This window comes from Polaromonas sp. P1_F1 (genome assembly GCF_056405795.1).
Genome location: NZ_JBFUBJ010000002.1, coordinates 26193 through 49938 on the forward strand (window position 1 = coordinate 26193; position 23746 = coordinate 49938).

24 protein-coding genes are annotated in these 23746 nt (G+C 61.4%); 13 read left to right on the plus strand and 11 right to left on the minus strand.

The window, feature by feature from the left end; genetic code table 11:
* The 6 genes from AC1DZE_RS06290 to AC1DZE_RS06315 all read right to left on the minus strand — a co-directional run bounded on the left by AC1DZE_RS06290 (nucleotide 1) and on the right by AC1DZE_RS06315 (nucleotide 7733).
* A complete protein-coding gene (locus AC1DZE_RS06290) occupies nucleotides 1-969 on the minus strand; it encodes a glycosyltransferase family 2 protein (protein ID WP_477667862.1) in 969 nt (322 codons plus the stop codon).
* Nucleotides 966-2333: an O-antigen ligase family protein gene (locus AC1DZE_RS06295; RefSeq protein WP_477699881.1), complete on the minus strand. Its 1368-nt coding sequence runs from the start codon at nucleotides 2331-2333 to the stop codon at nucleotides 966-968. The genes AC1DZE_RS06290 and AC1DZE_RS06295 overlap by 4 nt, the downstream gene beginning before the upstream one ends.
* Before the next feature lie 126 nt (nucleotides 2334-2459).
* Nucleotides 2460-3983 carry a lipopolysaccharide biosynthesis protein gene (locus AC1DZE_RS06300; RefSeq protein WP_457280158.1) on the minus strand — a complete coding sequence of 508 codons (1524 nt, stop codon included), beginning with the start codon at nucleotides 3981-3983 and terminating at the stop codon, nucleotides 2460-2462.
* A gap of 2 nt (nucleotides 3984-3985) precedes the next feature.
* A complete protein-coding gene (locus AC1DZE_RS06305) occupies nucleotides 3986-4318 on the minus strand; it encodes a hypothetical protein (RefSeq protein WP_457280159.1) in 333 nt (110 codons plus the stop codon).
* A gap of 144 nt (nucleotides 4319-4462) precedes the next feature.
* Entirely contained in the window at nucleotides 4463-5602 is a 1140-nt protein-coding gene (gene galE, locus AC1DZE_RS06310; RefSeq protein WP_477699882.1) for a UDP-glucose 4-epimerase GalE, read from the minus strand.
* A gap of 445 nt (nucleotides 5603-6047) precedes the next feature.
* Nucleotides 6048-7733, minus strand: coding sequence for an electron transfer flavoprotein-ubiquinone oxidoreductase (locus AC1DZE_RS06315; protein WP_477667859.1), 1686 nt, complete (start codon nucleotides 7731-7733; stop codon nucleotides 6048-6050).
* A 125-nt stretch (nucleotides 7734-7858) separates the two neighbouring features.
* Between AC1DZE_RS06315 and AC1DZE_RS06320 the strand changes: the two genes are divergently transcribed.
* Genes AC1DZE_RS06320 through AC1DZE_RS06335 form a run of 4 tightly spaced genes read left to right on the plus strand, consistent with a single transcriptional unit; the run spans nucleotide 7859 to nucleotide 10651 of the window.
* Nucleotides 7859-8641, plus strand: a complete 783-nt coding sequence (locus AC1DZE_RS06320) for an SDR family oxidoreductase (RefSeq protein WP_457280162.1) — start codon at nucleotides 7859-7861, stop codon at nucleotides 8639-8641.
* 16 nt (nucleotides 8642-8657) lie between these two features.
* The gene (locus AC1DZE_RS06325) at nucleotides 8658-9308 is read left to right on the plus strand and encodes a LysE family translocator (RefSeq protein WP_477667857.1); all 651 of its coding nucleotides are present in this window, start codon (nucleotides 8658-8660) and stop codon (nucleotides 9306-9308) included.
* A 3-nt stretch (nucleotides 9309-9311) separates the two neighbouring features.
* Complete coding sequence (locus AC1DZE_RS06330; protein WP_477667856.1) at nucleotides 9312-10214, plus strand: DMT family transporter; 903 nt, start codon at nucleotides 9312-9314, stop codon at nucleotides 10212-10214.
* A gap of 14 nt (nucleotides 10215-10228) precedes the next feature.
* Entirely contained in the window at nucleotides 10229-10651 is a 423-nt protein-coding gene (locus AC1DZE_RS06335) for an acyl-CoA thioesterase (protein ID WP_477667855.1), read from the plus strand.
* Between the two features lie 105 nt (nucleotides 10652-10756).
* Here the strand turns inward: AC1DZE_RS06335 and AC1DZE_RS06340 are convergent, their stop codons facing one another.
* Both AC1DZE_RS06340 and AC1DZE_RS06345 read right to left on the minus strand, forming a co-directional pair.
* Nucleotides 10757-11659 carry a metal-dependent hydrolase gene (locus tag AC1DZE_RS06340; protein ID WP_477667854.1) on the minus strand — a complete coding sequence of 301 codons (903 nt, stop codon included), beginning with the start codon at nucleotides 11657-11659 and terminating at the stop codon, nucleotides 10757-10759.
* Nucleotides 11660-11741: 82 nt separating this feature from the next.
* A complete protein-coding gene (locus tag AC1DZE_RS06345) occupies nucleotides 11742-12365 on the minus strand; it encodes a peroxidase-related enzyme (RefSeq protein WP_477673280.1) in 624 nt (207 codons plus the stop codon).
* Nucleotides 12366-12692: 327 nt separating this feature from the next.
* Here AC1DZE_RS06345 and katG point away from each other — a divergent pair, with 327 nt between their 5' ends.
* The 3 genes from katG to AC1DZE_RS06360 all read left to right on the plus strand — a co-directional run bounded on the left by katG (nucleotide 12693) and on the right by AC1DZE_RS06360 (nucleotide 16002).
* On the plus strand, nucleotides 12693-14903 hold the full coding sequence (gene katG, locus AC1DZE_RS06350; RefSeq protein WP_477699883.1) for a catalase/peroxidase HPI: 2211 nt from the start codon (nucleotides 12693-12695) through the stop codon (nucleotides 14901-14903).
* 103 nt (nucleotides 14904-15006) lie between these two features.
* Nucleotides 15007-15396 (plus strand): carboxymuconolactone decarboxylase family protein, encoded by a 390-nt coding sequence (locus AC1DZE_RS06355; RefSeq protein ID WP_477699884.1) that lies wholly within the window; start codon nucleotides 15007-15009, stop codon nucleotides 15394-15396.
* Nucleotides 15397-15486: 90 nt separating this feature from the next.
* Nucleotides 15487-16002, plus strand: a complete 516-nt coding sequence (locus AC1DZE_RS06360) for an N-acetyltransferase family protein (protein ID WP_477667850.1) — start codon at nucleotides 15487-15489, stop codon at nucleotides 16000-16002.
* Between the two features lie 33 nt (nucleotides 16003-16035).
* On the opposite strand, the gene AC1DZE_RS06365 is transcribed toward AC1DZE_RS06360, so the two are convergent.
* Nucleotides 16036-17061 carry a zinc-binding alcohol dehydrogenase family protein gene (locus AC1DZE_RS06365; protein WP_477699885.1) on the minus strand — a complete coding sequence of 342 codons (1026 nt, stop codon included), beginning with the start codon at nucleotides 17059-17061 and terminating at the stop codon, nucleotides 16036-16038.
* 135 nt (nucleotides 17062-17196) lie between these two features.
* Here AC1DZE_RS06365 and AC1DZE_RS06370 point away from each other — a divergent pair, with 135 nt between their 5' ends.
* Both AC1DZE_RS06370 and AC1DZE_RS06375 read left to right on the plus strand, forming a co-directional pair.
* A complete protein-coding gene (locus AC1DZE_RS06370) occupies nucleotides 17197-18102 on the plus strand; it encodes a LysR family transcriptional regulator (protein WP_477667848.1) in 906 nt (301 codons plus the stop codon).
* Nucleotides 18103-18299: 197 nt separating this feature from the next.
* Nucleotides 18300-18656: an HPF/RaiA family ribosome-associated protein gene (locus AC1DZE_RS06375; RefSeq protein ID WP_477667847.1), complete on the plus strand. Its 357-nt coding sequence runs from the start codon at nucleotides 18300-18302 to the stop codon at nucleotides 18654-18656.
* A gap of 8 nt (nucleotides 18657-18664) precedes the next feature.
* Here the strand turns inward: AC1DZE_RS06375 and AC1DZE_RS06380 are convergent, their stop codons facing one another.
* Nucleotides 18665-19150 (minus strand): GNAT family N-acetyltransferase, encoded by a 486-nt coding sequence (locus tag AC1DZE_RS06380; protein ID WP_477673250.1) that lies wholly within the window; start codon nucleotides 19148-19150, stop codon nucleotides 18665-18667.
* A 262-nt stretch (nucleotides 19151-19412) separates the two neighbouring features.
* On the opposite strand from AC1DZE_RS06380, the gene AC1DZE_RS06385 reads away from it, so the two are divergent.
* Nucleotides 19413-20165, plus strand: a complete 753-nt coding sequence (locus AC1DZE_RS06385) for a metallophosphoesterase family protein (protein ID WP_477667845.1) — start codon at nucleotides 19413-19415, stop codon at nucleotides 20163-20165.
* Nucleotides 20162-21637, plus strand: coding sequence for a protein kinase domain-containing protein (locus AC1DZE_RS06390; protein ID WP_477699886.1), 1476 nt, complete (start codon nucleotides 20162-20164; stop codon nucleotides 21635-21637). The genes AC1DZE_RS06385 and AC1DZE_RS06390 overlap by 4 nt, the downstream gene beginning before the upstream one ends.
* 83 nt (nucleotides 21638-21720) lie before the next feature.
* Here AC1DZE_RS06390 and AC1DZE_RS06395 read toward each other — a convergent pair whose 3' ends face one another.
* A complete protein-coding gene (locus AC1DZE_RS06395; RefSeq protein ID WP_457280177.1) occupies nucleotides 21721-22278 on the minus strand; it encodes a helix-turn-helix transcriptional regulator in 558 nt (185 codons plus the stop codon).
* A gap of 97 nt (nucleotides 22279-22375) precedes the next feature.
* Here AC1DZE_RS06395 and AC1DZE_RS06400 point away from each other — a divergent pair, with 97 nt between their 5' ends.
* Complete coding sequence (locus AC1DZE_RS06400; RefSeq protein ID WP_477667843.1) at nucleotides 22376-23083, plus strand: CoA transferase subunit A; 708 nt, start codon at nucleotides 22376-22378, stop codon at nucleotides 23081-23083.
* A gap of 1 nt (nucleotide 23084) precedes the next feature.
* Nucleotides 23085-23720 carry a 3-oxoacid CoA-transferase subunit B gene (locus AC1DZE_RS06405; RefSeq protein WP_477667842.1) on the plus strand — a complete coding sequence of 212 codons (636 nt, stop codon included), beginning with the start codon at nucleotides 23085-23087 and terminating at the stop codon, nucleotides 23718-23720.
* Nucleotides 23721-23746: the final 26 nt, after the last annotated feature.

Here is a 23746-nt window from a genome sequence, read left to right on the forward strand (position 1 = left end):
TTATCCTGCTTCGGCCGGGCTGCCGGTGTGAACGGTCCGGCGCGTGCGCCAAAGCTGCCAGTTTTTCACCACTTGGCCCGGCATGAAAAGCATGGCCGCCGTCAGCCACCAGCGTCTCCCGGTAGCCGCGCGGTGTGCGCGCACCAGCCAGTCGAAGCCCTCACGGCGGCTTCCGGATGCCAATGCCTGCCGTGCCAGCGTCAACTCGTGTTGCGCCACAAGCCACAGTGCAGACCGGCGTTGTGCTGTGGTCATGGCCCCTGATAGTGCACGTGCCCGCATGCGTTCCAGAAACGGTGGCATGGCCAGGTCGGGGTGGTATGTCGTCAGGCCGCCTTCCACAGCCAGCCGATACGCCATCAAGGGCGACCGGACCAGCGCAACGGGGGTTTTCTCAGCCAGACGGAACCATAGATCCAGGTCTTCGCCGTGCGACTCTCCCGAAGGAAAGCATGGCTGCATTTGCCGCAAGCGCGCGCTTCGCACGGACACCGCGCTGGTGCACAGCGACGGCGCGCTCATCCAGCGCCGCGGCAGATCGGTGATGAGTTCCACTTCCGGTTGATCTGCCAGCACTGGCCAGTTCGGCGGCCACATGGTGTGCGTATCGGGAACCGGCAAGAAGTCGGTGGCCACCGTGTCGACCTGCGGGTAACGCGCCTGCGTCCACAGGAGGGTTTCCAGGTACTGGGGATGGTGCCAGTCATCGGCGTCGAGAAAGGAAACCCATTCGCCTTTTGCCAGCGAAATTCCCAGGTTCCGGGCGGCGGAAACACCGGCATTGGCCTGGCGCACCAGGCGCAATCGCGGGTCAGGTATGAACGTTACCAGTTCCGCACCGCCGTCGGTGGAACCGTCGTCCACCACAATGACCTCGAAGTCCGAGAAGGTTTGTGCCAGCACCGACGCGATGGTGTCGTTGATGTACGGTGCCTTGTTGTAAAGCGGAATGACAATCGAAAATTTCATGGTCGGGCTCGAGAGGTAGCCGGGGACGGATGGAAGTTCCCGGCGAAGCGGGGCGTGGCACCTTCCGGCAAGCTTGCCGGCTGCCTTCTGCGGGCATGGGCTTCGCGCGCTGCAGCCGCCAGCGTCATCAGCAAAAGCACGTGAGTGGTGAGCTCGGGGCCGTAACCGAAGAGCAGCAGCGGCACTTCACTGATGGCGCGCAGTGCCAGCGCCACGAACAACGCCAGTGAAAGGCCGCCGCTGGCACGTGCATAGCGGATAGACAGGACCAGCAGCACCAGTGCGTACAACACCAGTGCAGCGGCACCCACCGTGCCGGAGCGCGACAGCGTGTCCATAAACTGGTTGTGCGCGTGGGTCGCATTGGGCATGCCGATACTTTCACGGAAACTGACATCCCACAGGGTGGGTCCGTAGCCGAACACAGGGTTGCGCTGCCATTCGTCATAGGCAATTGCCCAGATCTGATCACGGCCGGTCATGGACGCGAGTTGCGCGCCCTGGGCGCTGTCAAAGAAGCTGGACAGACGCGCATCGATATCGCCAAACATCAGCACCAACGTGACGCCGGCCACCGCAACCATGAACCCCACCAACGAGACGATGCCGAATTCCGGCCGCACCGGGTCAGTGGCGCGGCGCAGAAACGCGGGCCCCTGGCGTACAGCAAGAATGCAGGCGGAGCACAGGGTAAAAGAAATCCAGGCTGTTTTGGATTGAGCGAGAAAAAGGACAAGGAGCCCCATTCCCCACGCCAGGCGATTCAGCCAGACGCTCTGCAGAGGACGCGCGAGAAGACACAGCAAGCCCAGCTGAGCCAGCATGCCGAGTGACACGGCATGTGCAGCCAGCCCTGCCAGCCGCGGTACACCAGGCAGCAAGCCCTGTGTATAGGAGAGGTCCAGCACCAGCGTTGGCTTGAAAGGGATCAGCAGCAAGCCCGCTGCCATAAAGAGCAGCAGGGCGTTGCGAGCCGCCTTGAATGCGAGGTCTCTTTCCATGCTGGTGGCAAGCACTGCCGCGATGCCGATGAGCAGCGGGTACACGTAATCGTGTGACACATGCGGATGCAGGCCCAGAAGAGCCGGTGAGGCCACCGTGCCTGCCCAGAAAAGAACAAAGGTGATCAACATCACCGGGGGGGCCTGCACCGTCTTGTCGCGTTGAAGCCAGTGCGTGATGATGCGTTCCCCCGCCAGCGTGAGCAGCAAGAGGGAAACCAGCGGCTGCGCCAAAGCCACCAGCGGGTGGCGCACCACCACCGCAACTTCGTCCAATTTAAATGCACTGCTGGAGAGGTCGCGCCCCGAGAGGAAATTGTTCAGGGCCACCATTGCCAGGATGGCGTAGAAAATGACATGCATGTACCCGTGCGCACGGCGTGACGTGACATGAACTGCACCCGCCATGCCCAGCGTCGCCAAAAGCGCCGCCAAAATGGCACCAGCAACCAGAACCGAAATAACGATGGGTTGATCCAGGATAGCTCCTTAGAGTGGCTGCTCAAGGGAATTGGAAAGATCGGTACGTGGTGCCGAAACACCGCGGCGCAAAAACTTCGCCAGTCCGGGGACAAACCGGATGACCATTTCGGATGTTTCCCGCCCCAGCATTTGCGGCCTCAGGGCAAGCAGCAATGCCGGCAGGACTACTGCGGACAGGCTTCCGGCAAGCAGCGAGAGCAGGGGAATATCAAACCGTGCAACCGCGTGCTGACCTGCCATCACACCTAAAACGCAAGCGGCACAAAGAAGAAACCCGCGCAGGGCATCCGGTAGCAGGGACATCCAGCCAAGCTCCAGTGCACGGAATGCAGCCGTAGCCGTAACGGCTGCGCGCAGTACCAGCAACAGACCCGCCACGACTGCAGCCATGTGGATTCCCTGGCCTGCAAACAGGTAAAAACCGAGGATGCCCAAAACGATCAGCGGGAGCTGCAGCGCAAATTCGTAGTACTTGCGTCCGGTGTTCCACAGCACGGGTGTCGACAGTCCCCAGATGACGTACGCCGGCATGCAGAGGAACAAAATTCCCAGCACCCAGGCTGCCCCACTCCATGCGGGCCCATAAAGCACACGCACGATGTCGGGCGACAGAAAGGCAAGCGTCGCAAAGGCGGGGAGTCCCAACACCACAATGGTGGCCAGCATCTGCAGATAAGCGCGGCCCAGTCGTGGCCGGTCGTTTTGCAGGCGTGCGCCCGCCGCCAGGAACGCGGGCTGAAGTGCGCCCAGCAGCAAGGTGTTGGGCATCGTGGCCAGGTTGTAAGCCACGTTATAGAGACCCAGCGATTGCGCGTTGAGCAACCGGCCTATCAATACCCGATCAAGGTTGTTGAGCACCCAGTTGACGATATTGGTCAAAAAGACCGTGTGCCCCGTGCCGACAGCGGACTTTGCATCGGCATACCAGAACAGCGGGCGAAGCGCATGCGGCTTGAGGGCATAACTTGCAACAAACACGACAGCCGCCTGAACCAGCCAGGCCGCTACCAGCGAAGCCTCACCCTGGCCAAGCAGTGCCATCGGCACCCCAACAGCCACATACCCAGCGGCATAGCTGCCGACCTGAATCAGTCCCACTGCCCGGAAATTCAAGTCACGCTGCAGCAGGTAGGTAGCCGGTGCTGCCGCAGCACCCAGCAGGCACGCCACCGATAACCATTCAATGACGAATTGCGAGCGCGGCTCCCGGAAATAAGCCGACAGCAGCGGCGCCAGAAAATACAGGGCAAGCATGGTGGCAATACCCACGATCAGTTGCCATGTCCAGGCAAACCGGACGTCCTCGTCACTCAGTGTGGTGCGTTGCAACAGGCTCCAGCTGAAGCCAAAACCGGAGACAAATGTGGCGAATGTCAGTACCACCATGCCGATGGCAAAAACGCCAAAAATCTCCGGCCCCAGGGTGCGGGCCAGAATCACCTGGGCCACCAGCTGCAGCCCAAAGCGTGCCGCTGTGGAAACGGCGCTCCATTTGACCGCTGCAACACCCGGACGGCCGAGGCCACTCATGCTCAAGACCTCTCTGCTTTATGGCGGCGAACGGCAATCACGCCCATCAACGCCAATGTGGCCAGCAGCGTGCCGTAAGGGTGCCATCCGGATTCGTCCGTATCTGCCTCGCCCGCCGCCGTGACACCCAGGCCGGATTGGCCACTGCGCACCGCGTCCACACTGTGGACTGTGTTGACCTTGACGGGCTCAGTGCCGGGCTGCAGTTTCATACGTGTCGCTTTGGCGGTAGCTCCCGTTGGCGTCACCGCTGCGGGCGCTGCAGGCGGGTTGGTAGACGCCGTTGCTGAAGCAATCCAGGTGGCCAAAATGGCGGTAAACAGGGTTCGAAACATAGGGTTTTCCTTCTGTCAAAGCAGGAAAAGAGTTTGTTGTGCAGTGCAGCAATTGACAATAGTCCGAATGGCTCATGGCGCGCTTTATGCTATTTATTGAGTTCAAAAAAGCGTGGCGCATTCTTGGGGCAAGGCTTGAATTGCTCACATGCTGACTGCCGGCTGAATGAGTCCGTTCGGGCTATTGCGCATGGGCTCAGATGCGGATATGTCCGTACCGTTTTCAGAGGTGTTCCTGTAGCCTTCGGGATTGCGCTGCTGCCAGTGCCAGGAGTCGCGGCACATGTCGTCGATCGTGCATGTGGCGCGCCAGCCCAGCAGGCTGCCGGCCAGGGAAACATCTGCAAAGTACTGTGCGACATCCCCGGCTCGTCGAGGTGCAAATTCATAAGGAATCGGCCGTCCGCTTGCCCGCTCAAACGCCTGGACCACACCGAGAACACTGGTGCCCTCGCCGGTGCCCAGATTGACCGTAAAGCTCTTGCCGCTTGCCAGCAAAGCATCGACTGCGGCCACATGGCCTGCCGCAAGGTCGGTGACGTGCAGGTAGTCGCGCACCCCGGTGCCGTCGGGCGTGGGGTAGTCATTGCCAAACACATTGAGCGTGGCCCGTTTGCCCACGGCCACCTGGGTGACGTACGGCATCAGGTTGTTGGGGATTCCATTGGGGTCTTCGCCGATCAGTCCACTGGGGTGCGCGCCCACCGGGTTGAAGTAGCGCAGCACCCCGACCCGCCACGCCGCGTCTGAAATGCGCAGCGATGCCAGGATGTTTTCACACATCAGTTTGGTGTGGGCATACGGGCTCTCCGGCATGCATGGAAACTGCTCGTTGATGGGCACGGTGGCGGGGTCCCCATAGACCGTGGCGCTTGAAGAGAAGACTACGGCCCGGCAGTCCGTCGTTTCCATCGCCCGCAACAAACTCAGGAGTCCGCCAACATTGTTCTGGTAGTACATGAGAGGGCGTTGCACACTTTCCCCTACGGCCTTGAACCCGGCAAAGTGGACGGCCGCAACGCAGTGGTAGCGTTGCAGGACCCCGGCCACAAAATCGGTGTCCAGTACGTTGCCGCGTTCGCACGGTACGGGCTGACCCGTCAGCTGCTGCAGCCGGTGCAGCACGGCAGGATGGCTGTTGGAAAAGTCGTCGAGGATGACAGGCTGGTAGCCGGCATTCACCAGCGCCACAAAAGTATGGCTTCCGATGTATCCGGCTCCACCGGTTAATAGCACACTAGGTCGCACACTGGATTTGTTCAGGGTCATTGCAAAAGGCTGCATGGCAGCGGGTTGATTTGATACGGGTCACGACGCCGGCGTAACACTGCTGAAACATGTTCGCGTGAGGGATTGCATGGACGGGCAGCATCCAGACATCACCAGACCATTCCCTTTCAGGGGCTAGTTACGAGTGTCTTTGACGCGTGGAGAAAGGATGTCAGCGTAAGCCGCATATGTGCGTGGGAAGCCGTCACGCTGGCCTCAAAGCGTTTCGAATCGTTCGGTAAGCACTTGTGAATGACGGTTGCAAATCGCCAGCTGGCGGGCAGCTGAACTGTTCGTGAGCAGTTGGCATCCCAACGGCAAACGACAAAAAGTCACAAAGATCAGGGGCTGCTGCGACTGCTCGCACAGTGCGCTGAATTCCCGGGAATTAACCCGGCGTAGCAAATCGCATGAAAAAAGCCCGGGGGAGGCCGGGCTTTCGTTGATGGAGAGGCTGTGCTTACATGCCGCTGTAATTGGGCCCGCCGCCGCCTTCAGGTGTGACCCACACGATGTTCTGAGTCGGGTCCTTGATGTCGCAGGTTTTGCAGTGGACGCAGTTCTGCGCGTTGATCTGCAGGCGGTCGGAGTTGTCGGGGTTCTTTACGAACTCGTAGACACCGGCCGGGCAGTAGCGGCTTTCGGGGCCGGCGTATTGGGCCAGGTTGATGCTCACCGGCACGCTCGCGTCCTTGAGCGTCAGGTGCGCGGGCTGGTGCTCTTCGTGGTTGGTGTTGGAGACGAAAACCGAACTAAGGCGGTCGAAGGTGATCTTGTTGTCGGGCTTGGGATACACGATGGGCGTGCACTCGGCCGCCGGCTTGAGCTTGGCGTAGTCCGGAATGCTGTTGTGGATGGTCCAGGGCGGCGACTTGAAGCCCAGCTTGGGCAACAGCCAGTGCTCGATGCCGGTCATGAAGGCGCCGACGTAGAGGCCTTTCTTGAACCAGGACTTGAAATTGCGCGACTGGTTGAGCTCCTGCGCGAGCCAGCTCTTGGCATAGGCTTCAGGGTAAGCGGCCAGTTCATCGTGCTGGCGGCCGGCGGTGACAGCTCCATAGGCGGCCTCAGCGGCCAGCATACCGCTCTTGATGGCCGCGTGGCTGCCCTTGATGCGGGCGGCATTGAGGTAGCCGGCTTCGCAGCCGATCAGCGCGCCGCCCGGGAACACGGTCTTGGGCAGGCTGAGCGCGCCGCCTGCGGTGATGGCGCGCGCGCCGTAGCTGAGGCGCTTGCCGCCTTCGAGGTAAGCCTTGATGCTGGGATGGGTCTTCCAGCGCTGCATCTCTTCAAACGGGCTGAGGTAGGGGTTGCTGTAGTCCAGGCCGGTGACCATGCCCAGCGTGACCTTGTTGTCCTCCAGGTGGTACATGAAACCGCCACCGTAGGTCTGGCTGTCCATGGGCCAGCCGGCAGTGTGGATCACAAGGCCCGGCTTGTGTTTGGCCGGGTCGATTTCCCAGAGTTCTTTCACTCCCAGCGCGTAGCCTTGCGGGTCCCTGTCTTCGTCGAGCTTGAAGCGGTTGATCAGCTGGCGGCCCAGGTGGCCGCGCGCGCCTTCGGCAAACACGGTGTACTTGCCGTGCAGTTCCATGCCGAGCTGGAAGTTGTCGGTCGGCTGGCCATCCTTGCCGATGCCGAGGTTGCCGGTGGCCACGCCCTTGACGGAGCCGTCGTCGTTGTAGAGCACTTCGGCCGCCGCGAAGCCCGGGAAGATTTCAACGCCCAAGCCCTCTGCCTGCTGCGCCAGCCAGCGCACCACATTGCCCAGGCTGATGACATAGTTACCTTCATTGTGGAAGCAGTCCGGCACAAAAAAGGCGGGCGTCTTGATCGCGCTTTTCTCGCTGAGAAAAAGAACCTCGTCGGCGGTGACAGGCTGGTTCAATGGCGCGCCTTGCGCTTTCCAGTCCGGAATCAGTTCGGTCAATGCCTTGGGGTCCATAACCGCACCCGAAAGAATGTGGGCACCGGGTTCGGAACCCTTTTCGAGAACCACCACGGAGATGTCCGTGGCTTTTTCTGCGGCCAGTTGTTTCAGGCGAATGGCGGTAGCCAGCCCGCCGGGCCCGCCGCCCACCACGACCACGTCATATTCCATTGCTTCGCGCGGGCCGAACTGGGCCAGAATTTCTTGGGTATTCATCGGGGACTCGCTGATAATGATTTTCAGGAAGGATTGTCGGTCTCGCGTTGGATTTTATGTCGCGAATGCGGCGATGCGAACGGTCGTTCTCTTTTGTACGGTTTAAATTGAGAGAGGAGCCTCTAATGGCTTACAGCATTGATCTGTCGGGGCGTGTCGCTCTCGTGACCGGTGCATCCGGCGGGCTGGGTGCGCAGTTCGCCAAAACACTGAGCCGTGCCGGCGCGGCCGTGGTGCTGGCCAGCCGCAGGCTCGACAAGCTCAAGGACCTGCGCGCGCAGATTGAGGCTGCGGGTGGCGATGCGCATGTGGTTGAGCTCGACGTGACCGACCACGCCAGCATCAAGGCCGGCGTGGCCCATGCTGAAACGGAGGTCGGCCCCATCGACATCCTGGTCAACAACTCCGGCGTGAGCACCACACAGCGCATCCAGGACGTCGGCGAGGAAGACTATGACTTCATCTTCAACACCAATGTGAAGGGCGCCTTCTTCGTGGCGCAGGAAGTCGGCAAGCGCATGCTGGCCCGTTCGCGCGGTGCCGGGCCCGGCAACTATGCCGGCGGCCGCATCATCAACATCGCCTCCATGGCCGGCTTGCGCGTACTGCCGCAGATCGGCGTGTACTGCATGAGCAAGGCCGCCGTGGTGCAGATGACCAAAGCCATGGCGCTGGAGTGGGGCAAGTTCGGCATCAACGTCAACGCCATCTGCCCCGGCTATATTGACACCGAGATCAACCACCACCATTGGGAAACCGAGCAGGGCAAGAGGCTGGTGCAGATGTTGCCGCGCAAGCGCATCGGCAAACCGCAAGACCTGGATGCACTGCTGGTGATGCTGGCCAGTGGCGAGAGCCACTTTGTCAACGGCGCGGTGATAGCGGCGGATGACGGTTTTGGCGTATGAATTTCTGGAGAGCAACATGATGGATTCGGTAGTCCCTTACCTCGGCCCGATAGGCCTTATTTTCCTGGCCTTGCTGGCGGGCGTGGTCAGCCCGGGCCCCAGTTTTGTGCAGGTTGCGCGCATCGCGGTTTCGCGTTCACGCGCTGACGGCCTGGCTGCCGCGGTGGGTATGGGCCTGGGGGCGCTGGTGTTTGCCGCGTTGGCGCTGGCCGGGCTGCAGGCGTTGCTGGCCGCCTTGCCTGGTGTCTACATGGCGCTCAAGGTCGTGGGCGGCCTGTACCTGATGTGGATCGCCTTCAATATCTGGCGCGGCGCGCGCCAGCCGCTGGAAATGAGCGGCGATGACAAGGGCGCCTCGCGTCGCACGGTGTTGCAATCGTTTCGCCAGGGGCTGGTGACGCAGCTGAGCAACCCGAAGATCGTGGTGGTTTACAGCAGCGTGTTCGCGGCCCTGTTGCCAGCGCAGTTTCCCTTGCCCGCAGCCCTGCTGGTGCTTGTGGGTGTACTCGTGATGGAAACCGGCTGGTATGCCGTGGTGGCGGTGGTTTTGTCTTCCGCTGTGCCGCGCGCAGCCTACCTGCGCAGCAAGGCTGCGGTAGACCGCACCGCCGCCGGTGCGATGGGGCTGCTAGGTTTGCGCCTGGTAGCCACTGCGCACACTGCCTGACGGATGCTGACGGGCATTCTGGCCGGGCTCGCGGCGGGCGCGCTGTGGGGCCTGGTGTTTGTGGCGCCGCGCATGCTCGACATGGGCGTGGGCGGCTATTCGTCCATTGACCTGACGGCCGGGCGCTTTGCGGTGTACGGCGTGTTCGCCGTGCTGGTGATGCTGGCGGGATGGCGCACCCGCCGCCTGCCCACAGCGCGGCAGGCGTGGGCCGCTCTGGTCATGAGCATTCTCGGGTTCAGCGGCTACTACCTGCTGCTGGTGCTGGCTATACGCGACGCCGGCACCGAAGTGCCTTCGCTGGTGATCGGCACCATTCCGATCTGGGTCATGTTGCTGGGCAAGCCGCAAGGCCTGCGTTGGGCTTCCCTGCTGCCCGGCCTGGCGCTCACCTTGGCAGGGCTGGCACTTATGATGGGTTCCACCCACGAGGCCGGCGAGGGAACGGCTACACATTTCTGGCGCGGCATGCTGTTTGTGTCGGCCTCGCTGGTGTGCTGGACGGCTTTTGCGATCCTGAATTCAGCCTGGCTCAAGCGGCACCCTGAAGTCAACGCCACCGACTGGGCCAACTGGCTGGGTGTGGCAACCGGCCTCGGGGCATTGCTGATGTGGCTGCTTGCGGGTTCGAACGCAAGCGTGCTGGCTGGCCGTGAAGACCGTGGTGTGTTCGTGCTGCTGTGTGTCCTGGCCGGTCTGGGTTCCACCTGGCTGGCGACAATTTTGTGGAACATGGCCAGCCAGCGGCTCAGCGCCAGCCTGTGCGGGCAGCTCATCGTGAGTGAAACCATTTTTGCACTGCTGTATTCGTTTGCCTGGGATGGCCACTGGCCCACACTGGTACAACTGTCTGCCTGCGTGTTGTTCACACTGGGAATCCTGGCTTCCATCAGGGCTCATCGATAGGGGAAATTGGCATCATGAAAATTGAAATTCCCGAAAAGAAAAAGCTGGTCCACGAGATGCATATCCCCATCCGCTGGGGTGACATGGACGCGATGGGCCACCTCAACAACGGCACTTACTTCCGTTATCTCGAAACCATCCGCATCGACTGGATGTACGGCATTGGCTGCAAGCCCGACCCTCAGGGGGAAGGCCCGGTCATCGTCAATGCCTTCTGCAATTTCTACAAGCAGCTGGAATACCCCGGCGACGTGCTGATGAAGATGTACGTGAGCGACCCTGGCCGCACCACCTTTGAAAGCTGGGCCACCATGGAGCGCGCGGATACGCCGGGCGTGATCTGCGCCGCGGGCGGCGCCACCACCATCTGGGTGGACTTTCCGGCACAAAAAGCCAAAGCCCTGCCCGAGTGGATGCGCAAGCTGGTTGAAGCGTAATTCTGAAAGAAAAATCCCGCTGGCCTAATCAGGTCATGCGCAAACAGCTATCAATAAGATAGCAATCCTGGCGGCATATGAGTGCTGCAGCATCGCAGCAAAGCTTCAGCGAACTGTGCGAAAGCTGTCCGCGTGCTCTTTCAACCAGCGCTGGGCAATGGCGCGGGTTTGCTGGCCGGGTTCAGCAACAGTTTCCTGGTCGGGGTGGAAGTCCCGCCTGAAGTAGGTCAGCAGCGGGGCGGTACAGCGCCACACAACGCCATTTTTTCCCCAGAAAAATTTCATCGCACTCCACCAGGTGCCTGGTTTGAACAGCGTGCCGTCATGCCAGAGGTTCAGCACCGTTTGCCGGCCCGAGTCCCAGGAAAACAGCAGCAGCGCGTAGACATACCAGCGCACGCGCCATGCGTGGTTTCCGCCAAGCGCTTGGTACAGGTCGTAGGCTACCGCGCGATGCTCGGTCTCTTCGGCTGCGTGCCAGCGCCAGAGGGTCTGCATCTTCGGGTCTGCATGGTCCAGCGCGTCACCGTGGCGAAGCATGTAGTCGGCCAGCACCGCCGTAAGGTGTTCGTAGGCTGCCGTGACCGCAAGGAAGTGGTGGGGCGCCACACCGCGTTTTTTGGCAAAGTCAATGCGGGCCGTGGCCCAGTGTTGCCAGCGGTTGACCAGGCCCTGCCTCTCCAACTGTGCGTTGTACAGGCCGTGGATGTGGCGGTGGGTAGCCTCCTGGCCGATGAACTGTGCAGTGGCTTCATGCAGCAGCGCGTGCTCTGGCGTGCGAGGCAGCAATTTGGCGCAGTCGCGCACGGCCTCGATGAACGACTGCTCGCCGACCGGAAAACTCATCGACAAGGCGTTGTGGTACTGGCTCAGGAAGGCATCGCCGCCAAACCAGTGGCGGTCAAAGCCATCGCTCAGGTCGATCTCCAGCTTGCGCACGGTCAGGCCGTAAGCGCCGGCTGATGGGGTAGAAGATGTCGAGGCGGTGGATGTGGCGTCTGGTGCCATGGTTTTTAAGTCTTGTGAGAAGGCTGATTCATGAGCATAGCGGGTGCGCAGGGTCCTGGGCGTGATTCGCGCCTGAGCGGTTTCAGGCGGCCTTGGGCGGCTTGGGCACACGGCCCATCAGGTAGAACTCGGGGTTGGGCTGCATGTTGCTGAAGCTCGCCATGCGGTTGGAGAGCCCAAAAAAAGCCGTGATGGCCGCGATATCCCAGGCGTCTTCATCGTCAAAGCCGTGGCCGTGCAGCGCTTCAAAGTCGCTGTCTTCAATCTGGTCCGCTTGCAGGCATACCTTCATCGCAAAGTCGAGCATGGCGCGCTGGCGTAGTGTGATGTCAGCCTTGCGGTGGTTCACCGCCACCTGGTCGGCCACCAGCGGTTTCTTTTCATAGATGCGCAGGATGGCGCCGTGCGCCACCACGCAATACAGGCATTTGTTGGCGGCGCTCGTCGTGGTGACGATCATCTCGCGCTCGCCCTTGGTCAGACTGCCGTTGGGGTTGGAGCCTTCTTCCTTGAGCATCAGCGCATCGTGATAGGCGAAGAAGGCACGCCATTCGGCAGGGCGGCGCGCCAGCGCCAGGAATACGTTGGGCACGAAGCCGGCTTTTTCCTGCACCTCCAGGACTTTGGCTTTGATGTCTTCCGGCAGGTCCTTCAGTTCGGGAGCAGGGTACCGGGGTGCTGTGCCGGCGGTTTTGGGGCTGGTCATGAGGGTTCCTTCAAAGGCTTTATAAGTGACTCGATAAGTGACTCGGACCCAAGCGTAACTGCAAGATTACCCGTCAGGTCGCGTTGGGGAATTGAAGCCAAAACAGATGCAATTGATAAAAACTATTAGGTAAATATCTTTAATTGCCTTTGATTATTTTGCAGTGAAACCTAGACTGTGCTTCACAGGCCATCACCTGGCAAGCCCGTCAAAGGAGACCCCATTAGCAGCCCCACCCACACGGCCTTGACCAAAGCGTCCCGGCTGTCCCGCAGTGCAATTCCATGCCGTCATTCGGCACCACTTAATCATCAAAGGTAACTCATCATGGCTGATCACAACACGCAAAGCGAAGGCGGCTGCCCATTCTCGGGTGGCGCCCGCAAACATGCTCTGGCTGGTGCCGCAACGAACGCCGATTGGTGGCCCAACCAGCTGAACCTCAAGATCCTTCACCAGAACTCATCGCTGTCCGATCCCATGGGCGAGGCGTTCAACTATGCCGAGGAATTCAAGACCCTGGACCTGCATGCCGTGGTGAAAGACCTCCATGAGCTCATGACGGATTCGCAGGACTGGTGGCCTGCGGACTACGGCCACTATGGCCCATTCTTCGTTCGCATGGCGTGGCACAGCGCAGGCACCTACCGGATCGCCGACGGGCGCGGCGGCGCCGGCTCCGGCACACAGCGATTTGCGCCGCTCAACAGCTGGCCGGACAACGGAAACCTCGACAAGGCACGCCGCCTGCTGTGGCCGATCAAGCAGAAGTACGGCCGAAAAATCTCCTGGGCCGACCTGATGGTTCTGGCCGGCACCGTGGCCATGGACTCCATGGGATTCAAGACCTTCGGCTTTGCCGGCGGGCGCCCGGACGTCTGGGAGCCGGAAGAGATTTACTGGGGCCCTGAAGCCGAGTGGATGGGCGACAAGCGCTACACCGGCGACCGCGAACTCGAAAACCCGCTCGGTGCTGTGCAGATGGGGCTGATCTATGTGAACCCCGAGGGCCCGAACGGCAAACCGGACCCGCTGGGTTCGGCGCGGGACATCCGCGAGACCTTCGCCCGCATGGCGATGAACGACGAAGAAACTGTTGCGCTCACCGCCGGCGGGCACACCTTCGGCAAGGCCCACGGCGCAGCCGATCCGGGCCAATACGTGGGTCCCGAGCCTGAGGGCGCCACCATTGAAGACCAGGGGTTTGGCTGGATCAACAAGTTTGGCGGCGGGCACGGCGTGCACACCGTCACCAGCGGTATCGAAGGTGCCTGGACCAAGAACCCCACCAAGTGGGACAACGGTTACTTTGAAAACCTGTTCGGCTACGAGTGGGAGCTCACGAAGAGCCCTGCCGGTGTCCACCAGTGGAAGCCCAAAGACCCCGCCGCGGCGACCACCGTGCCGGATGCCCATGACCCCGCGCTGCGCCATGCCCCGATAATGACGACCGCTGATATGGCCATGCGCATGGACCCGGCTTACGRGAAAATCTCGCGGCGTTTCATGGCGAACCCGCAGGAGTTTGCCGATGCCTTCGCCCGGGCCTGGTACAAGCTGACGCACCGTGACATGGGCCCGGCCGCGCGCTACCTGGGCCCGCTGGTGCCGAAGGAGGCACTGATCTGGCAGGACCCCATTCCCGCCGTCGATCATCCGCTGGTCAATGAGCAGGATACTGAGGGCCTCAAGGCCAAGGTCCTCGCCTCCGGGCTCTCCATCTCCCAGCTCGTCACAACGGCCTGGGCGTCTGCTTCCACCTTCCGCGGCAGCGACAAGCGCGGCGGCGCGAACGGTGCGCGCATCCGCCTGGCACCACAAAAGGATTGGGAGGTCAATCAACCGGCCGAGCTGGCGAAAGTCCTGAAAGTGCTGGAGGCCATCCAGGGCGAGTTCAACGGCGCGCAGTCCGGCCGCAAGAAAATCTCGCTGGCTGATTTGATCGTTCTGGGTGGCTGCGCGGCCGTCGAGGCGGCTGCACGGAAAGCCGGTCACGACGTGAAGGTGCCCTTTTCACCGGGCCGCACGGATGCTTCGCAAGCGCAAACCGATGTGGCGTCTTTTGCCGTGCTGGAACCTGCCGCAGACGGCTTTCGCAACTACACCCGCAAGGGGCAGGCGCAGCGGGCAGCCGAGCAGCTGGTGGATCGCGCGAACCTGATGACGCTGAGCGCTCCCGAGATGACGGTTCTGGTTGGCGGCATGCGCGCCCTGAATGCCAACGTCGGGCAGGCCCAGCATGGAGTTTTCACCAAGCGGCCCGGAACCTTGAGCAACGACTTCTTTGTGAACCTGCTCGACATGCGCACGAAGTGGCAGAAATCTGCTGACGCAGAAGATGTGCTGGAGGGCCGCGACCGGTCGACGGGCGAACTCAAATGGACGGGTACGGTGATCGATCTCGTCTTCGGTTCGAACTCGCAGTTGCGGGCCATTGCGGAGGTCTATGCGTGCAGCGATTCGCAGCAGGTCTTCGTGCGTGACTTTGTGGCAGCCTGGAACAAGGTGATGAACCTGGATCGCTACGACCTTGCCTGATTGAGCCGGACCCTCATAGGCCCTGATTGAGGCAAAGCCCGCCCGGTGAAGACCGGAGCGGGCTTTTTTGCTTTCCATTACGCTTCGTCTTTTAGGAGCCTCCATGACGCAGCCCGCAGACAAGGATTTCGAAAAAGGCCTCGCCACCCGCAAACAGGTAATGGGCGAGGATTTTGTGGCCAATGCTTTCGACAAGGCCACCGGTTTTTCCCTGCCGATCCAGCACTTTGTGACCCGCAATGCCTGGGGTGACGTGTGGCAGCGGCCGGGGCTGGACCTCAAAACACGCAGCCTGATTACCGTAGCCATGTTGACGGCACTGGGCAAACAGCACGAACTCAAAGGGCATGTGCGCGGCGCGCTCAACAACGGCGTGACGCCGGAGCAGCTTCAGGAAGTGCTGCTGCACGCGAGCATTTATTGCGGCCTGCCCGCCGCGGTCGAGGCATTTCGCACGGCGGCCGAGGTTGTTGATGCGCCTCCAAAGGCTTGAGGTTTGTAAGCGATTTGAGGTTGCAGCTCTTCCAATACATGGATGTATAGCTACTAAAAAGATAGCAAATAGCTTTTATCCTTATCCGCCATGAATGAACCCAAGCCCTTGATCCGCCGCTGCACCGAGGCCGACTGGCCCGCCGTTTGGCCGCTGCTGCGCGCCACCTTTGAAGCAGGCGACACCTATGCCTTTTCGCCCCACAGCACAGAAGCTGAAATACACGCGGTGTGGATGGACGTGCCCCGGGCGACGTATGTAGTGCGTGAGGGGAACAGCGACGACGGCCGAGTGCTAGGCACCTACTTCATCAAACCCAACCAGCCGGGGCTGGGTGCGCATGTCTGCAACTGCGGTTATGTGGTCGCGCCCGAAGCGCAGGGCAAAGGCCTGGCGTCGGCGATGTGCGAGCACTCCCAGCAGGAAGCGCTGGCCATGGGTTTTCTGGCGATGCAGTTCAACCTGGTGGTGTCGACGAATGAGCGTGCTGTTCGGTTATGGCAAAGATTGGGGTTTGAGATTGTGGGGACCTTGCCGGAGGCTTTTCGGCATGTGAGGTTGGGGTTGGTGGATGCGTTTGTGATGTTCAAGACTTTGCGGCGTTAAGGCCGGAACAAGCCCCGGCCTCAACAAGAAAACTCAAACCCATCCTTCAAGCACAACCTTCCCCCGCGCCTTCCCAGACTCCACCAACTCATGCGCCCGCCGCAAATTGGCGGCATTGATCACACCAAACGTTTCCGTCAGCGTCGTGCGGATCAAGCCGGAATCGACAAGTTGGGCGACCTCATTGAGCAGGCGGTGCTGTGCCACCATGTCGGGTGTGCCGAAGAGGGGGCGGGTGAACATCAGTTCCCAGTGGATGGATGCGCTCTTGCGTTTGAACAGCGTGATGTCGAACTTCACCGGGTCGTCAATCAGGCCGAACTTGCCTTGTGGTGCGATGGCTTCGGCGATTTGTGCCAGGTGGCTGTCGGTTTGCGTGAGGCCCACGATGTAGTCCACCGCGGGGATGCCGATACGCTTGAGCTCTTCGGCAATCGGCCGGCTGTGGTCGATGACATGATGGGCGCCGAGTTCCTTCACCCAGGCTTGGGTTTCCGGCCGTGACGCGGTGCCTATCACGGTGAGCGAGGTCAGGCGCGTGGCCAGCTGCGTCATGATCGAGCCCACGCCGCCCGAGGCGCCGATGATGAGCAGTGTTTTGTTGTTCGGTGTTTTGCCCGGCACGATGCCGAGACGGTCGAACAGCATCTCCCAGGCGGTGATGCTGGTCAGCGGCAGGGCGGCCGCTTCGGCAAACCCCAGCGTTTGCGGCATGCGGCCGACGATGCGTTCATCGACCAGGTGGAGTTCGCTGTTGGTGCCGGGCCGGGCGATGGACCCCGCATACCAGACCTTGTCACCGGCCTTGAACAGTGTGACCTCGGGGCCGACGGCGCGCACGATACCGCTGGCGTCATAGCCCAACACCTTGTAATCCGAGCCAGCGCTGCGCGCCGCGCTGGCGCGTACTTTGGTGTCCACCGGGTTCACTGAAACGGCTTTCACCTCGACCAGCAGGTCGTGGCCGGTGGGCGTCGGGTCGGGCAGGGTGATGTCGGTCAACCCGGTTTGGCCGGTCTGGTTGAGTGCGTGGGCTTGTGTGTAGCCGATGGCTTTCATGGTGATTTCCTTTGCGTGTGATGTTGCGTGGCGTTGTGTTCAGCAGTGCTCAAAACTGATTCTTGAACTGTATTGAATTTGAAAATGAAGATAAACAAGCTTTCAGTTGAAGCTATTTGCAAATAAAATTTGTAAATGAAAGCCCTGCAAGACCTGGAAATCTTTATTCGCACTGTCGACACAGGCAGCCTGTCGGCCACGGCCCGCAGCCTGGACCTGACGCCGGCGGCCGCCAGCGCGGCACTCAAACGGCTGGAGGCAGAATTGCAGGCGCCGCTTTTTGTGCGTTCCACCCGCAGCTTGCGGTTGACGCGCGAAGGTGAGGTTTTCCTCGCACACTGCCGGCCCGCGCTGGCCGCCCTGCGAGATGCCCAGCTGGAGCTCGCCAGCGGCCGGCAGCAGGTGCGCGGTGTGCTGCAGCTGGCCGCGCCATCAGACTTCGGCCGCAATGTGCTGCTGCCCTGGCTGGAAGCGTTTCAGCTGTTGCATCCCGGCATTCAATACCGGCTGCACCTGTCGGATCGCGTGACCAATGTCTACAGCGACCTGGTGGACGCGGCTTTTCGGCAAGGCGAGCCGCCCGATTCCAGCATGCTGGCGTTGCCGGTGGATTTGACGAATCGGCGCGTGCTGTGTGCGTCACCTGCCTACCTCGCGTTGCACGGTACGCCTGATACGCCGCAGGCACTGGCAAAGCATATTTGCCTGTGCTTCATGCTGGGTGAAGACGTGTATGACCGTTGGAAGTTCTGGAGAAATGGCGAAGAGCTCACGGTGCGTGCCACTGGCGGCAATGTTGCCAACGATGGCGACGCGGTTCGCCGGTGGGCCCTGGCCGGCCGCGGCATCACTTACAAGTCGCGGCTGGATGTGGTGGGCGACCTGGCTGCGGGGCGGCTGGTCGCCCTGTGCACAGAATGGCAAACCGAGGCTGTACCGCTGTACATGGTGTTACCGGGACGGCGGCAACTGACGCCCGGCCTGCGCCTGCTCAGGGAATTTATCGGCGCACGCTGCCTGGCGCTTTCCGAAGCCCGGTGAGGCACTCACCCCATGAGGAAACCGTATGTCCGTGTGCGGTGTGGAAAACCACCCTTACTTCAGGGTGGGGATCAGGACTACAGGCTCGCAGCCGTGCAGGGCGCACAATGAATTTTCCAGTTGCCCCCCGGCAACCGCAAGACAGCCCGGCCGGCAGGCCTCTTCGCTGTAACCGTCCTGAAAGGAAAACAATACCCATGCAAGTCCAAGTCAATTCCAATCACACCATGCACACCGGCGAATCGTTCGAGCGCTGGGCCAGCACCGAACTCAACAGCTCACTGAGCCGCTTCAAGGGCGACATCACGCGCATTGAGGTTCATATGAGCGATGAAAACAGCGACAAAATCAGCCCGGACCAAAAACGCTGCGTGATGGAAGCGCGGCTGGCGCACCATGAACCACTGGCCGTCAACCACCACGCGCCCAGCCAGGACGAAGCCTTTCGCGGCGCAAGCGACAAGCTCAAACGGGTGCTTGACCACACGTTGGGAAAATTGCGCGACCACCACCGCACGCGTGAGACCATCCGGCACGAGCCGGACGCCATCTGAACCGTTGACTAACCCTGGTCGCCCAGGGGGACGGTCTTGGTCATCGCAAAGCGGCGGAGCATGGCCCCGCGCCGTTCAACGCATTGCTCTTCCCTCACCGCGAATCCCTGGCGCTCGAAAAATGGCCGGCTCACCAGGCTGGCCTCCGTAAAAAACTCCACGATGCCGAGACCGCGCAGCGCAGTTTCGGCATGGCCGTAAAGCTGTGAAGCCACACCGCGGCGCGCGGCAGCGGGCGACGTAAACAGGAGGTCGATATGGCCATTTTTTTCATAGCCAATAAAGCCCAGCAGACCGCCGCCTTCCGCGTCTTGCGCCAGCAAGATTTGTAATGGCCCGAGCCGCGTTTTCCATAGGCCCGGATCGGGTGGGTGAGGCGCCCAGGCCTCGCGCTGCACGGCGTCGTAATGGCTTCCCGCCAGGCCATGAACCGCATCGGTGAACAGCTGGGCGACTGCGGCGAGGTCTGAGTCCTGGTAAGGGCGGATATGCATGATGGGATCAACGGCGATAAAGCAGGCGATGATAAAGGTGATTGTGGCCTGCAGCCCAGTCAGGGCGAGCGCAAGCAGCTATTAATTTGGTAGCATGCTGATGGCCGCCATCTTGGACATTGGCGCATGGCAGTTGCGTTGACGCGGATAAAAACAGCCACGGCCTCTTCCTTTTACGGCAAACTGTACTGTCCTGCTCCCGAATGACAGGACATCAGCTGCCTGGGATTGCCTGCTGTGAAATAAAACTGCGCCTCACCTTATGAAAATAGCCCTGCTGTCCGATGTGCATGCCAACCTGCGTGCGCTGGAGGCCTGCCTTGCCCACGCTGCAGAGCAGGGCGCCGGCCGACTGGCCATACTGGGAGACCTGGTGGGCTATGGCGCGCAGCCGGCCGAGGTGGTGCAACGGATTCGCGACCTGGCTGGGGAGGGCGCCGTCGTGCTCAGGGGCAACCATGACCAGCACACGGTGACGCCGCCCGCACAGGCCCGATCGGTTGACCAGAGCGGCGCAGCCTGGACGCACGAACGGCTGGACAAGGATGCCCTGGATTTCCTCGAGAGACTGCCACTGACGGCCACCATTGGCACCGCGCTGCTGGTACACGCCAGTGCCGACTCGCCGGGGCGCTGGCACTATGTGGACAATGAACGCCGCGCCGAAGCCAGCCTTGACGCCGCATCGCTCGATCCGGACGTGCGCTATGTGTTTTGCGGTCACGTGCACCAGCAGACGCTGTATTTCCACGGTGCGGGGCAGGGGCTGATGCGCTTTCAGCCTACCCCGGGCGTGCTCATTCCGGTGCCGGCGCACCGTTACTGGCTCGCCACCGTGGGTTCGGTGGGCCAGCCGCGCGACGGCAATACCAAAGCCATGTATGCACTGTTTGACCCGGAGCTGGCCGAGCTGACTTTCCACCGCGTGGCTTATGACCACCTGGCTGCCGCAGCCGATGTGCGCGCAGCCGGCCTGCCCGCATACTTTGCGCAGCGGCTGGAGGCGGGCCTGTGAGGTTGATGGCACCCGGCACCGTGGTAGATGGATTTGTGGTTGGCGAATGCCTGCATGCCGGTGGCATGGCGCACATCTACCAGGTGGGGTATGCCGACACAACGCACGCCGTGCCTTTTCCGCTGGTGATGAAGGTGCCGCGCATGACGCCCGGCGACGGCGCGGAAAACATCGTGGGCTTTGAGGTCGAGCTGCAGTTGCTTTCCGTGCTGACCGGGCCGCATGTGCCGCGCCTGGTGGCAGCGGGAGACCTCGAAAAGCTGCCTTACCTGGTGATGGAATACGTTTCCGGCCGCACTCTGCAACAACTGCTGGACGAGGCTGCAGCGCCGCTGCCTGCCGAAGAAATTGCCCGGCTGGGTGTGGCAGTGGCCCAGGCGGTACACAGCCTGCATCTGCAGGATGCCTGCCACCTGGACCTGAAACCGGCGAACGTGCTGATACGCCCCGATGGCAGTGCCGTGCTGCTCGACTTCGGGTTGTCTTGCCACGCGCATTACCCGGACCTGCTGGCTGAAGAGCTGCGTCCCGCCGTCGGCTCCCCGACCTGGATGGCGCCCGAACAGGTGGTGGGCGTGCGGGGCGATCCGCGCAGCGACATCTTTGCCATCGGCGTGATGTTGTACGAACTGGCCACACGGGCGCTGCCTTTTGGCAACCCGCAGACCCGCGGCGGCCTGCGGCAGCGACTGTGGATGGATCCGGTGCCGCCGCGCGCGCTGCGGCCAGACTTGCCCGAATGGCTGCAGGAAGTGATCCTGCACTGCCTGCAGAACGAGGCCGACCGGCGTTATGCGTCGGCTGCACACCTGGCGCTGGATCTCTCTGACCCAGCGCAGATCGCCGTGACCGGGCTGGGCCAGCGCCTGCACCCCACGGGATTTTGGGTGCATTTCAAGCGTTGGCTGCGCGCAGCGGGCAAAGACTACCAGCCCAGCCCGCTGCCCTCCCGGCAAATTGATGCGGCGCCCATCATCCTGGTGGCCGTGCCTTGCCTGGACGTGAGCGACGCTACGCTGTATTCGCTGCGGCGCGCCGTGATGCGGGTGCTGGGCACGACACCGCGCGCGCGGCTGGCCTGCGTGACGGTGATTGATCCGAAGGCAACCCCGGGCCATGACACGCAGACGAGCGAAACCACCGTGCACCGGCGCTACCTGGGCATGCTTCGCCAGTGGGCGCAGCCTTTGCACCTGAACAGCCAGACAGTGTCTTTTCATGTCATCGAATCGGGCGATGTTGCGCAGGCACTGCTGCACTATGCCCAGGGCAATCATGTCAGCATGATCGTGATGGGCGCTGCGACGCATGGCCTGCAGATGCAGCGCCTGCTGGCGACGGTTCCGATCAAGGTCGCCATGGCGGCGCCCTGTACGGTGATTCTGGTGAAGCAGGCATTGCCGTTTGACCGGCTGGCGAGTGAAGAGGCCAATCCCTCGGAGCCGGCCAGCACCCATGCATCAATGGTTTAAGCGGAAAAAGCCTCCAGCCCTTTTTGGTAAAGCGCAAGGTGCTATATAAAACGTAGCAAATTAAAGCGCGGCAGATGGTCTGTTCACGACCCGGCCATGAGCCGGTGTACCAGGTCGGCCGTGGTGGACGCCTTGTATTTGCGCATCAGGCGGGCGCGGTAAATTTCGACGGTGCGGTGGCTGATCACCAGCGCGCGGCCAATTTCCTTGGAGGTCATGCCGTCCATCAGGTGCGCGGCCACTTCACGTTCACGCGCGGTGAGTTCGGCCGTGACGGGGCGGCGCGAGCTCAGGTCCTCGAAAGTCCAGATGCCGGCTTCGTGCGGTGCGCTTCGGTTGAGCGCCCGCCCCGTGACGTGGCACCAGAAGGTCTCACCCTTGTTGCGGCCATCCACGCGCTTCATGATGCGGTCGTCGGAATACAGGCCCTTGGCGTTCAGGATCGGAATCATGCGTGCGCCTATGCGCTCGTACTCGTCCGCACTGGGATAAAGAATCATGAACGACTGGCCGGCAAGTTGTTCGCGCGTGGCGCCGAACATCTCGCACAAATGCTGGTTGCAGTCCACAATGGAGCGGTTGCGGGACAGCACCAGTCCCACCGGTGCCAGATCGAATGCGAGCTGGTAATCGACTTCCACAGTACTTACCTTTACGGAAAACTACCTAACTTGATAAGTAGTATCGTAATGGGTTGCTGATGGCACCTGCCAGCATCACGACTCAAGGAGACTATTTGTGAAAAAACTTTTCCCTTCCGCCGCAGAAGCCCTCAAGGGCGTCGTCAAGGACGGCCAGTTGATGGCCGTCGGCGGTTTCGGCCTGTGCGGCATTCCCGAGGCGCTGATCGAAGCCTTGCGCGACAGCCGGGTGAAGAACCTCACCGTGATTTCCAACAACGCCGGTGTTGACGGCTTCGGCCTGGGCAAGCTGCTGGAAACGCGGCAGATCAAAAAAATGATTTCCAGCTACGTCGGCGAGAACAAGGAGTTTGAGCGCCAGTACCTGGCGGGCGAGCTGGAGCTGGACTTCACGCCGCAAGGTACGCTGGCCGAAAAGCTGCGTGCAGGCGGTGCCGGCATTCCGGCCTTCTTCACCAAGACCGGCGTGGGCACGCAAGTGGCCGACGGCAAGGAGCTGCGCGAGTTTGACGGCGAAACTTATGTGATGGAACGTTCACTGGTGCCCGACGTGGCCCTGGTCAAGGCGCACGTGGCCGACAAGTCCGGCAACCTGCGCTTTAACCTCACGGCCCGCAATTTCAATCCGGCCGCCGCAATGGCCGGCAAGATTTGCATCGTTGAAGTGGAGAAAGTCGTTGAGGTCGGCGAGCTCGCCCCCGACGACATCCACCTGCCAGGGATCTATGTGCATCGGATCGTGCTCAATGCAAATCCCGAGAAACGTATTGAGAAGCGAACCATTACCGAGAAAGCGGGAGTTTGATATGCCTTGGACCCAAGACCAGATGGCGGCACGTGCCGCCCAGGAACTCGAAGATGGTTTCTATGTGAACCTCGGCATCGGCATCCCGACGCTGGTGGCCAACTTCACAGGCGACAAGGAAGTGTGGCTGCAGTCGGAAAACGGCATGCTGGGCATTGGCCCGTTTCCGACCGAAGACCAGGTGGACGCCGACGTGATCAACGCCGGCAAACAGACCGTGACGACGATCAAGGGCTCATCCATCTTTGGCAGCCATGAAAGCTTCGCCATGATCCGCGGCGGCAAGATCAATTTGTCCATCCTGGGCGCCATGCAGGTCAGCGAAAAAGGTGACCTTGCCAACTGGATGATCCCTGGCAAGATGGTCAAGGGCATGGGCGGGGCCATGGACCTGGTGGCCGGCGTCAAGCGCGTGATCGTCCTGATGGAACACGTTGCCAAAAAGAAGGACGGCACCGAAGACATGAAGATCCTGCCGAAGTGCACCCTGCCGCTGACGGGCGTGGGGGTGGTCGACCGCATCATCACCGACCTGGCCGTGATGGACGTGGTGCCCGAAGGCCTCAAAGTCGTGGAACTTGCGCCCGGCGTAACCCGCGAGGTCTTGCAGGCCAAGACGGGTGTCCAGCTGATTTGATCTGTAGCCGGGCGGCGGTTTTGCAC